This window comes from Sulfitobacter sp. UBA4523, assembly GCF_002388305.1.
Classification (GTDB): Bacteria; Pseudomonadota; Alphaproteobacteria; order Rhodobacterales; family Rhodobacteraceae; genus Sulfitobacter; species Sulfitobacter pontiacus.
In genome coordinates this window covers 102,315-112,743 of sequence record NZ_DGMH01000065.1, presented here as the reverse complement: position 1 = coordinate 112,743, position 10,429 = coordinate 102,315, and the positions used below count along the sequence as shown (strand labels likewise).

Genomic DNA, 10,429 nt, shown 5'->3' with positions numbered 1-10,429 from the left:
TTGGCCCCCTAGGCGGGCTGCTGCCGACGCAATTTGCCAACTCCGCCGATAGTATCGCGACACAAAGCTACCTTCAGTCAAAAGACGCGATGCTGCGGCTGGACCGAGATGTCGGCTTTATGAAGCATTTCTCGGACCCCGCGATCGACCCGATCCAGCGGATGAACCCTGACGCGTCGAACGAGGAAGCGTATAAATACTATAAGGACAACGTCAAAATCGGATACGATCCGACCGAAGGCATGATCCGCATGGAGGTGATTGCCGCCGATCCCGAGGTCGCGAAAGACTTTTCCGAACACCTGCTGCAATATGCCGAAGAACGCGTGAACGCCCTGTCGCAACAAAAGCGCGAAGACGGCATGCGCGATGCCCGCGAAGCCTTTGAGCAGACGGTCGCCAAACGCCGCGCGGCGCAGGAAGCGCTGATCAAGCTGCAGGTCGACAACGGGGTGGACCCGCAGGCGGTGATCGCATCGATCCGCGGGCAGATCACCAATTATGAAACCTTGCTGCTGGAAAAAGAGCTTGAGCTTGCCGCCCTGCTCGACAACCCGCGCCCGAACCGCGCCAAGGTGGACGGTGCCCAAGGCGACGTGCGCCGGCTCAGTGCGCAACTGGACAAGCTGAACGAACGCATGAACAGCGCGACCGAGGGCACCAACTCGCTTGCGCAACAAGCGGTCAGCTTGCAACTGGCGCAGGCCGATCTGGCCGCGGCAGATGCCGCCTTGCAGGCGTCCCAGACCCAGATGGAACAAGCCCGAACAGAGGCCAGCCGTCAGGTGCGCTACCTTACTGTCGCGGTGCGTCCGGTGGCCTCGCAGGCCCCGTCCTATCCACGCAAGTTCGAGAACACGATTTTGACATTCCTGATCTTTGCGGGCATCTACCTCATGCTATCGCTGACCTCCTCCATTCTGAAAGAACAGGTAACAAAATGACCCAAGTCACCGTTGGAAATGTCGTCATCGGGAATGATCGCCCGCTGACGGTGATCGCAGGCCCCTGCCAGCTGGAAAGCGAAACCCACGCCCAGATGATCGCCGGCCAGATGAAAGAGGCATGCGATGCCGTGGGCGCCCAGTTCGTGTTCAAGGCAAGCTATGATAAAGCCAACCGCACCTCCCTTGGCGGCAAACGCGGGCTTGGCATCGACGAAGGTCTGGCTGTGCTGCAATCGGTGGGCAAATCCATCGGCGTGCCCGTCCTGACCGACGTGCATACCGAAGCGCAATGCGCCATCGCGGCCGAGGCTGTCGACATCCTGCAAATCCCCGCCTTCCTGTGCCGCCAGACCGATATGTTGCTGGCCGCGGGCAATACGGGCAAGGTCGTGAACGTCAAAAAGGGTCAGTTTCTGGCTCCGTGGGATATGCCCAACGTCGTCGCCAAGATCGAATCCACCGGCAACAAACGCATCCTGCTAACCGAGCGTGGCACCTCCTTTGGCTACAACACGCTGGTCGCTGACATGCGCAGCCTGCCGCAGATGGCGCAAACCGGATACCCTGTCGTGATGGACGCGACCCATTCAGTCCAGCAGCCCGGCGGGCAAGGTGGCTCCAGCGGCGGACAGCGCGAGTTCGCCCCCGTCATGGCCCGTGCAGCGGTCGCGATTGGCGTGGGCGCGGTCTTTATCGAGACCCACGAAGACCCGGACAACGCACCGTCGGACGGGCCGAACATGATCTATCTGGATCAGATGCCTGCGCTGGTTGCGTCGTTGATGAAATTCGACGCGCTGGCCAAGGAATACCCCCTCACCTTCTAAGGGGCCATCCTGCCAATACTAGACCTTCGCGGCGTTTCCGAATGCCGCGATCAGCCCTGCGTCCTTTACACCCGGCGCGCTTTCCACACCGGAAGAGACATCTACCTGCCGTGCGCCGGTCATACGGGCGGCCTGAGCCACATTGTCAGGGGTCAGCCCCCCCGCCAGCATCCACGGCTTGTCCCATGTGCGATCTGCGATCAGACGCCAGTCAAACGACAATCCATTGCCACCGGGCAGCGCTGCCCCTTTGGGCGGCTTCGCGTCGATCAGGATCTGGTCCGCCACGGGCATATAGGCATCAATCTGTGGCAGGTCATCTGCATCGGCCACACCGACTGCCTTCATCACCGGCAGCCCATAGCGCGCCTTGACCTCGGCGACACGCTCGGGCGTTTCCTTGCCGTGTAGCTGCAGCATATCAATAGGCACAGCCGCCGTCAGCGCATCCAGAAAGGCGTCATCCGCGTTGACCGTCAACGCGACCTTACACAGCCCCATTGGCACCTCTATGGCCAGTTCAGCGGCTTGATCAATCGTGACGTGCCGAGGGGATTTTTCAAAGAAAACAAAGCCGACATAGCGCGCACCGGCCGCAGCGGCCGCCGCAATATCCTGCGTGCTGCGCAAGCCGCAGAATTTCACGTGCAAATTTTGGGTCATCGGATACTTCCTGCGCTAAGGGGCGTAGGCCCGCTTAGCTTGCTTGATCCAGCAGCGCCAGAACCTCGTCCTGGTCCTGATATTTCTCGCCCTTCAGGCGTGCCACTTCACGTTCCAGCCGGCGCATTTCGCGGGCCTGACGTGCGGCTTCGGCACGCTGGCCGTATTCGCGGATCCATTCCCAGACGAAACCCACCAGCAGACCGGCGATGATGCTACCCAGAATGACAATAAACAGCGGCACCTGAATTTCAGGGTTCAACGCGAACCAGCCCGATACCTCGGTCGGTAGCAACTTCAGCGACACCATAGACCGGTTGGCCAAGGCAACCGCGATCAGTGCAATGGCGAAGATTGCGATGCAGAGGTAGCGAACATAACGCATTAGGAATTCCCGTTTAAACGATCTCTAAGCAGTTTACCGGTCTTGAAGAACGGCACGTGCTTTTCTTCTACATGAACCGTTTCCCCAGTGCGAGGGTTCCGGCCCACACGGGCGTCACGTTTTTTCACTGAAAAGGCACCAAAGCCGCGCAGCTCTACGCGATCACCGTCGGACATCGCGCCGGTGATCTCTTCGAAGATGGTATTTACGATCCGTTCCACGTCGCGCTGATAGAGATGGGGATTGTCGTCGGCAATCTTCTGGATCAGTTCTGACCGGATCATTTAACGTCCTCCGAGGTGCGCAATTAATGTCTTAACTAGATGGGACTATAGCAAACCAAACGCGTTCGTGAAGTCATGCATATTTCTATTATTGCGATTAAGTAGCGGGAAGTCGCTGTTTTCCAGACATTTTTTAGTCACATTTCACGCAACCACCCGGAACAGCGCTGCCAGCCGCCCTTCCCTGCCCCTCGCCACAGATTGCGATTCGCAACGAAAAAGGGCCCCGCAGTCTGCACTGCGAGGCCCCTGATCTGTGCAACAAGCGCTAAGGCTTATTCGTCGCCTTTCAGAGCGGCACCCAGGATATCACCCAAGGATGCGCCGGAGTCAGAGGAGCCATACTGCTCGACTGCTTCTTTCTCTTCTGCGATTTCGCGTGCTTTGATCGACACGCCCAGACGGTGCGCTTTCGCGTCAACGTTGGTGATGCGTACGTCAACCTTGTCACCGACCGAGAAACGCTCGGGGCGCTGTTCGGCACGGTCACGCGACAGATCGGAGCGACGGATGAAGGCTTTCATGCCTTCGTATTCGACTTCGATGCCACCGTCTTCGATGGAGGTCACGGTCACAGTCACAACGGAACCGCGCTTCACGCCGCCCACTGCTTCTGCGAACTTGTCGCCGCCCACACCTTTGATCGACAGGCTGATGCGTTCTTTTTCCACATCAACTTCGGAAACAACGGCTTGAACCGTGTCACCTTTGCGGTAGTCCTGGATCGCTTCTTCGCCGCGCTGGTCCCAGCTCAGGTCAGAGAGGTGAACCATGCCGTCGATGTCGCCTGGCAGGCCAACAAACAGACCGAATTCGGTGATGTTTTTGACTTCGCCTTCAACTTCGGTGCCTTCTGGGTGTGTTTCAGCAAACACTTCCCATGGGTTGCGCATGGTCTGTTTCAGACCAAGGGAAACGCGACGCTTGGCGCCATCGATTTCCAGAACCATGACTTCGACTTCTTGGCTGGTGGAAACGATCTTGCCGGGGTGTACGTTCTTCTTTGTCCAGGACATTTCGGAAACGTGAACCAGACCTTCAACGCCTGGCTCCAGCTCAACAAATGCACCGTAATCGGTGATGTTGGTGACGCGGCCAGTGTGCGTGGATTCCAGCGGGTACTTGGCTTGAACCAGATCCCATGGATCTTCTTGCAGCTGTTTCATACCCAAGGAGATGCGGTGCGTCTCTTTGTTGATCTTGATGACCTGAACCTTGATGGTTTCGCCGATCGACAGGATCTCGGATGGGTGGTTCACACGGCGCCATGCCATGTCTGTGACGTGCAGCAGGCCGTCAACACCGCCCAGATCAACGAAGGCACCGTATTCGGTGATGTTCTTGACCACACCGTCAACTTCCTGACCTTCGGTCAGGTTGCCGATCACTTCGGCACGCTGTTCGGCACGGGATTCTTCAAGGATTGCACGACGCGAAACAACGATGTTGCCACGACGACGGTCCATTTTCAGAACTTGGAACGGCTGCTTCAGACCCATCAGAGGGCCGGCATCGCGCACGGGGCGCACGTCAACTTGAGAACCGGGAAGGAAGGCAACTGCGCCGCCCAGATCAACGGTAAAGCCACCTTTAACGCGGCCAAAGATCGCGCCTTCAACGCGCTCTTCTGCGGCATAGGCTTTTTCCAGACGGTCCCAGGCTTCTTCGCGACGGGCCATCTCGCGCGAGATGACAGCTTCGCCCCGGGAGTTTTCTACCTGACGCAGGAATACTTCGACTTCGTCGCCGACTTCCACTTTGGGTGCTTCGCCAGGCTCGGCAAATTCTTTCAGTTCAACGCGGCCTTCCATCTTGTAGCCTACGTCGATAATAGCTTGGCCCGCTTCGATCGCGATAACCTTGCCTTTGACAACAGAGCCCTCTTCGGGCGTGTCCATTTCAAAGCTTTCTTCCAAAAGTGCTTCGAAGTCTTCCATTGAGTTCATAGCCATGTAGCTTGATTTTCCTTTAGCATTTGGTTTCTGGCCGCGCGGTTGTCTCCGCCGGTCTGTGGTTAAAATTGTCATCCGCGATGGGATTCGATCCGCAAAACAAAGAGGGCCGGATGAAACCGACCCTGCCTGATATCTCGCGCCCGAAACGTGTATCCGCCCCTTAGACAGTCGCGCGTATAGCCCTGTTTCGGGGCAAAGGCAAGGGCTGGCACGGGTGATCCCCTGTTCATACAGGGCGATGTCAGCAAAAAGGGCAAACCGTAGCCTGCCCTTGTCCATTCTGTCATCCGCGCAGTGTGGTATCAGCTTTCGGTCGGGCCGCCCGCCTCTTTCCAGCCGGGGAAACCGCCGATGTTGGTGACATTGGTGTAGCCCATGTCGTGCAGCGTCTTACCTGACAGCGCGGCCTGACCGCCTGCGCCGCAGATCAGGTAAATCTCTGCGTCTTTTTCGAAGATCGGGTTATACATCTCTTCCTTGTTGGGATCGGCGCGGAATTCGATCATGCCGCGCGGCACACGATGCGCGCCCTTGATGGTCCCGCTTTTGGCGATGTCGCCGGAATCGCGCACGTCGATAAAGACACCCTTGCCTTCGGCATGTTTCGCAATCGCGTCCTTGGCGTCCATCTTGGGGACAACGGCATTCGCATCGTCGAGATAGTCTTGAGCGGTCTTCATAGTCAGCACCTCTTGTTTATTCCTATCGTGCCCAGCCTACCGCCAGACACATCCCAAACCAACGTCGGGCACCGACATTCGTTCCGCCGCGTCTAGTCACGTCTACGTGCGACCACCAGTTCGATGGCGCGGGCCACGGCTGTTTCGATATCCATGGTCGAGGTATCCATCAGCTCTGCATCCTCGGCGGGCTTCAGCGGTGCTTCGGCGCGGGTGCTGTCGCGGGCATCGCGGGCCTGCACATCGGCCAGCACCCCTTCGAGGGTGACCTCGGCGCCCTTGGCGCTAAGCTCGGCAAAGCGGCGCTGTGCGCGGACCTCGGGCGTGGCGGTGATGAACAACTTGACCGGCGCATCGGGGCAGATCACCGTGCCGATGTCGCGCCCGTCCAGCACCGCGCCCCCTGCCCGCATGGCAAAGCTGCGCTGGAAATCGACCAAGGCGGCCCGCACAGCCGGGATCGCGGCCGCGCGGCTCGCGGCCTCTGCCACGGCGTTGGTGCGCAGTTGGTCATTCTCAAGATCATCGGCTTGCAGGGTCAAAGCGGCCTCTTCGGCGGTCATGCCTTCCAGCACTTTCGCCCCTACGGCGCGATACAGCAGGCCGGTGTCCAGATGCGCAAAACCGAAATGCGCCGCAACAGCGCGCCCGACAGTGCCCTTGCCCGCCGCAGCCGGCCCGTCAATCGCAACGGTAAAGCCCAGCATCACGCATCCCCCCGCGTCACATCCGCGCCAAGGCGTTTCATCAGCGGCTCGAAGATCGGGAAGGACGTGGTGATTGGCGACCCGTCGTCCACACTGACAGGGGACGTTGCGGCCATGCCGAGGATCATAAAGGACATCGCGATGCGGTGGTCCAGCTGGCTGGCGCAGGTGGCCCCACCCGGCACGTTCCCGTGCCCCCGTCCGGTGACCGCCCACCAATCGGGGCCCTCGTCCACTTCGATCCCGTTGGCGCGCAGACCCTTGGCCATCGCGTCGATCCGGTCGCTTTCCTTGACCCGCAGCTCTTTCACGCCGCGCATCATGGTCTGGCCCTGCGCAAAGGCGGCCACGACAGAGAGCACCGGATATTCGTCGATCATCGACGCCGCGCGCGCTGGCGGCACCTCGATCCCTTTGAGGTCGGGCGAGAATTTGGCGCGCAGGTCGGCGACGGGCTCGCCGCCCTCGGTCCGCTCGTTCTCATAGGTCAGGTCGGCCCCCATCTCGCGCAGTGTGGTGAACAGCCCTGCCCGTGTCGGGTTCAGCCCGATCCCCGGCACCAGCACGTCGGAGCCCGGCACAATCAAGGCAGCACAGACCGGAAACGCAGCCGAGGACGGATCGCGCGGCACATCCACATGCTGGGCCTGTAGCTCCGGCTGGCCGGTCAGAGTGATCACACGGCCCTCATCTGTGTCTTCCACCGAGATCTCGGCACCGAAGCCCGCCAACATCCGCTCCGTATGGTCGCGCGTGGCCTCGGCCTCGATCACGACGGTTTTGCCGGGGGCGTTCAGCCCTGCCAGCAACACGGCGGATTTCACCTGTGCGGACGGCACTGGCACGGTGTAGCGCACGGGCACAGGATCAGCCGCCCCCACGATGGTCATGGGCAGGCGTCCGCCCTTGCGCCCGACAGATTGCGTGCCGAACAAGGCCAGCGGATCGGTGACCCGTGCCATGGGGCGGCCGTTCAGGCTGGCGTCGCCGGTGAATGTCGCGGTGATGGGGGAGGTCGCCATTGACCCCATGATCAAACGCACCCCCGTGCCCGAGTTTCCGCAGTCGATCACCCCGTCCGGCTCTGCGAAACCGCCCACGCCCACACCGCGCACAGACCAGTTGCCGCCGCCCATATTGGTCACTTCCGCGCCAAAGGCCTGCATCGCCTTGGCCGTGTCCAGCACGTCGTCGCCTTCAAGCAATCCGCTGATGGTGGTTTCGCCAATGCACATCGCGCCCAAAATCAAGGACCGGTGCGAGATCGACTTGTCCCCCGGCACCTCGGCCACGCCGGACAGCGGGCCGCAAGCGGTAGAGGTCATCGGGACGGGCGTGGCGTGGCTGGACATGGATAACCCTCAAAAAAACTTCCTGAAAGCCCGTCTTAAACCAGCGATCCCGCCCCGTCCATCGCCAGCGTTCTTGGCCCGCGCCCGCCCGCTTAGGTCTTGCGGAAAGTCAGGTAGTGCGGCACGCGCCCTTCGCGCAGCGCTTTTTGTTCGTAGCGGGTGGAAATCCAGTCGCCCCAGGGTTCTTTCCAGTCGCCGGGGCGTTCCGCCAGCCATTCGAACCCGTGGCGCGGCACCTGCTCAAGCGTCTGGCGCACATAGTCTTCGATGTCTGTGGCAACGCGAAAGATCGCGCCGGGCTTGAGCACCTTTGCCAACGGCTCAAGATGTTCCGGCGTCACAAAGCGACGACGGTGGTGGCGCGTTTTCGGCCACGGATCGGGGTACAGCAAGAAAGCGCGGTCAATCGACGCCTCTGGCAGCACATCAAAGATATCGCGTGCATCGCCCGGATGGATCGCCACATTATCAACACCCGCACGGCGGATCTTGCCCAACAGCATCGCGACCCCGTTGATGTAGGGTTCGCAGCCGATGATGCCTACGTCAGGGTTTTGCGCTGCCTGATGCACCATATGTTCGCCGCCGCCAAAGCCGACCTCCAGCCAGACGGGTTTGCCGCCAAACAGCGTCGGCAGGTCCAGCGGTGTACGGTCGGGGTTCGCATCCCAATCGACAGGACCGGGCGACAGCGCCTCTAGATCCTCTTCGATATAGCCTTTCTGGCTTTGCTTAAGCGATTTGCCTTTAAGGCGACCGTAGAAATTGCGGCGGGGGCGTTCAGGATGTGTCATGGCGCTGGCTTTAGCCTGCGCGGGGGACGGGCGCAACATTTCGCGTAATCCTGCGCCGCAAAAGCCCACGCGCCCCATGCGCAACGGCGGTGCCGCCCCTTTGAGGCGCAGCAAACCCGGAACGATCACAGGGACTTTACGTTGAGCTACAGGGTTCTACCTGACCGAGAACCGATAATAATGCAGCGGAGGACATGCGAATGCGGGAACTGGCAAGTCGACTGGGACTACGAACGGACCCTACGATATTTTTTGTTTCCGCCCTGTGTACCGCCCTATTTGTACTGGCTCTTGTCCTTGCCCCTGAACCGATCGGGGATGCGTTCGCTACAGGCCGCGCTTGGATCGTATCACATCTGGGGTGGTTCTTTATTCTTGGCGTCAACGTCTGGCTGGGCTTTTTGATCTGGGCCGCGATGAGCCGTCACGGCCATATCCGCCTTGGCCCGCGCGACAGCCGCCCCGACTATACAAACCTGTCGTGGTTCACCATGCTATTCGCGGGCGGCATCGGCACCGTGCTGATGTTCTGGGGCGTGGCCGAACCGATCAGCCATTTTTCGGACCCGCCCCTGCCCGGCGTTGAACCTTTCACGGAACGGGCCGCACAAGACGCCATCTCTATCGCCACATACCACCTTGCGCTGCACACTTGGACGATCTTCGCGCTGCCCGGTCTGGCCTTTGCCTATTTCATCAACCGCTATGATCTGCCCGTGCGGGTCAGTTCGGTCTTCTACCCGCTGTTGAAAGAGCGCATCCACGGCCCTTGGGGCAAAGCGATCGACATTGCGTCGATCCTCGGCACGCTGTTCGGCGTCGCGGTCTCGCTTGGGCTGGGGTCATCGCAGATCGCAGCGGGTCTGTCGGCGCTGTTTGGGTGGAACGACGGCGTGCCGCTGCAGGTCGGCATCCTGACCGCGCTGACCGCCGTTGCCGTGGTGTCTATCGTGGCGGGGCTCGATAAGGGGGTGAAGCTGCTGTCCAACCTCAATATCGGCATGGCCGTGGCGTTGATGGTCTTTGTGCTGGTGACCGGATCGACCCTGTTCCTGCTGCGCGGCATGGTCGAGACCTTTGGCCTGTACCTAAGCAACCTGCCACGGCTCGCCTTCTGGAATGATATGCTTGCCGATACCAACCCCTCGAATGGGGATTGGGGCTGGCAAGGCAGCTGGACGGTGTTCTACTGGGCCTGGACGGTCACGTGGTCGCCCTTCATCGGGCTTTTCGTCGCGCGGATTTCGCGGGGGCGCACGATACGGGAGTTCGTCTTTGGCGTGCTCCTGGCGCCGTCCCTGTTCACGCTGATCTGGTTCTCTATCTTCGGCTGGCAAGCGATGGAGATTGACGGCATCGGCACCGCCGCGCGCACGGCTCTTGGCGCGCAGGCCGGTTCGCTGAGCGCTGCAGTGGCTGACTCTGTCCCGCTTGCCATGTTCGCGTTTTTCGAAAGCTTCCCTTTCGCCGATATTGTGCAGGGTATCGCCGTGCTGGTGGTGGCAATCTTCTTTGCAACATCCTCGGATTCCGCGTCGCTGGTTGTCGACATGCTGTGCACCGGTTCGCCCGAACCCGGCCCCACCCGCCAGCGGGTGTTCTGGGGCGTGTCCGAAGGGCTGGTCGCCGCGATGCTGCTGATCCTTGCAGGTGATTTGGGGCTGACCGCCTTGCAACAGGTGATCACGGTCGTCGGCTTGCCGATCTTCCTGCTGGTCTTTGCGATGATCCCTTCGCTGATCAAGGGGTTCCGGACCGAAGATATCGACCACGTCTCTATCGGCAAACGCCCCGGCCTAGGGGATCTATAGTAGCCCCCACCAACGCAAAAGGGG

10 protein-coding genes and 1 pseudogene are annotated in these 10,429 nt (G+C 60.4%); 3 read left to right on the top strand and 8 right to left on the bottom strand.

Going from position 1 to position 10,429, the window contains the following annotated elements; genetic code table 11:
• Positions 1-944: pseudogene (locus B3849_RS15530) on the top strand (capsule biosynthesis protein); the annotation flags it as partial.
• Positions 941-1,774, top strand: coding sequence for a 3-deoxy-8-phosphooctulonate synthase (gene kdsA, locus B3849_RS15525; RefSeq protein ID WP_005849405.1), 834 nt, complete (start codon positions 941-943; stop codon positions 1,772-1,774). The pseudogene B3849_RS15530 and the gene kdsA, both read left to right, overlap by 4 nt.
• Before the next feature lie 18 nt (positions 1,775-1,792).
• On the opposite strand, the gene B3849_RS15520 is transcribed toward kdsA, so the two are convergent.
• From B3849_RS15520 to trmB, 8 genes are all read right to left on the bottom strand, one after another.
• The gene (locus B3849_RS15520) at positions 1,793-2,437 is read right to left on the bottom strand and encodes a phosphoribosylanthranilate isomerase (protein ID WP_278425576.1); all 645 of its coding nucleotides are present in this window, start codon (positions 2,435-2,437) and stop codon (positions 1,793-1,795) included.
• A 34-nt stretch (positions 2,438-2,471) separates the two neighbouring features.
• Positions 2,472-2,822 (bottom strand): LapA family protein, encoded by a 351-nt coding sequence (locus B3849_RS15515; protein WP_009825117.1) that lies wholly within the window; start codon positions 2,820-2,822, stop codon positions 2,472-2,474.
• Positions 2,822-3,106 carry an integration host factor subunit beta gene (ihfB, locus tag B3849_RS15510; RefSeq protein WP_005849411.1) on the bottom strand — a complete coding sequence of 95 codons (285 nt, stop codon included), beginning with the start codon at positions 3,104-3,106 and terminating at the stop codon, positions 2,822-2,824. Before ihfB ends, B3849_RS15515 begins: the two co-directional genes overlap by 1 nt.
• 275 nt (positions 3,107-3,381) lie before the next feature.
• Positions 3,382-5,058, bottom strand: coding sequence for a 30S ribosomal protein S1 (gene rpsA, locus B3849_RS15505; protein WP_235183804.1), 1,677 nt, complete (start codon positions 5,056-5,058; stop codon positions 3,382-3,384).
• Between the two features lie 305 nt (positions 5,059-5,363).
• The gene (locus tag B3849_RS15500) at positions 5,364-5,741 is read right to left on the bottom strand and encodes a rhodanese-like domain-containing protein (RefSeq protein ID WP_260003470.1); all 378 of its coding nucleotides are present in this window, start codon (positions 5,739-5,741) and stop codon (positions 5,364-5,366) included.
• A gap of 92 nt (positions 5,742-5,833) precedes the next feature.
• Entirely contained in the window at positions 5,834-6,448 is a 615-nt protein-coding gene (locus B3849_RS15495; RefSeq protein WP_278425575.1) for a (d)CMP kinase, read from the bottom strand.
• Positions 6,448-7,800 (bottom strand): 3-phosphoshikimate 1-carboxyvinyltransferase, encoded by a 1,353-nt coding sequence (gene aroA / locus B3849_RS15490; RefSeq protein ID WP_074634656.1) that lies wholly within the window; start codon positions 7,798-7,800, stop codon positions 6,448-6,450. Before aroA ends, B3849_RS15495 begins: the two co-directional genes overlap by 1 nt.
• Positions 7,801-7,892: 92 nt before the next feature.
• A complete protein-coding gene (gene trmB / locus B3849_RS15485; RefSeq protein ID WP_235183805.1) occupies positions 7,893-8,594 on the bottom strand; it encodes a tRNA (guanosine(46)-N7)-methyltransferase TrmB in 702 nt (233 codons plus the stop codon).
• A 200-nt stretch (positions 8,595-8,794) separates the two neighbouring features.
• On the opposite strand from trmB, the gene B3849_RS15480 reads away from it, so the two are divergent.
• Positions 8,795-10,405 carry a BCCT family transporter gene (locus tag B3849_RS15480; protein ID WP_278425574.1) on the top strand — a complete coding sequence of 537 codons (1,611 nt, stop codon included), beginning with the start codon at positions 8,795-8,797 and terminating at the stop codon, positions 10,403-10,405.
• Positions 10,406-10,429 lie beyond the last annotated feature (24 nt).

Bases quoted from the DNA above. Each gene is read 5' to 3' on its own strand.
- B3849_RS15520 (WP_278425576.1), bottom strand. From the start codon at position 2,437: ATGACCCAAAATTTGCACGTGAAATTCTGCGGCTTGCGCAGCACGCAG.
- ihfB (WP_005849411.1), bottom strand. From the start codon at position 3,106: ATGATCCGGTCAGAACTGATCCAGAAGATTGCCGACGACAATCCCCAT.
- B3849_RS15500 (WP_260003470.1), bottom strand. From the start codon at position 5,741: ATGAAGACCGCTCAAGACTATCTCGACGATGCGAATGCCGTTGTCCCC.
- B3849_RS15515 (WP_009825117.1), bottom strand. From the start codon at position 2,822: ATGCGTTATGTTCGCTACCTCTGCATCGCAATCTTCGCCATTGCACTG.
- trmB (WP_235183805.1), bottom strand. From the start codon at position 8,594: ATGACACATCCTGAACGCCCCCGCCGCAATTTCTACGGTCGCCTTAAA.
- kdsA (WP_005849405.1), top strand. From the start codon at position 941: ATGACCCAAGTCACCGTTGGAAATGTCGTCATCGGGAATGATCGCCCG.
- B3849_RS15480 (WP_278425574.1), top strand. From the start codon at position 8,795: ATGCGGGAACTGGCAAGTCGACTGGGACTACGAACGGACCCTACGATA.
- B3849_RS15495 (WP_278425575.1), bottom strand. From the start codon at position 6,448: ATGCTGGGCTTTACCGTTGCGATTGACGGGCCGGCTGCGGCGGGCAAG.
- aroA (WP_074634656.1), bottom strand. From the start codon at position 7,800: ATGTCCAGCCACGCCACGCCCGTCCCGATGACCTCTACCGCTTGCGGC.
- rpsA (WP_235183804.1), bottom strand. From the start codon at position 5,058: ATGGCTATGAACTCAATGGAAGACTTCGAAGCACTTTTGGAAGAAAGC.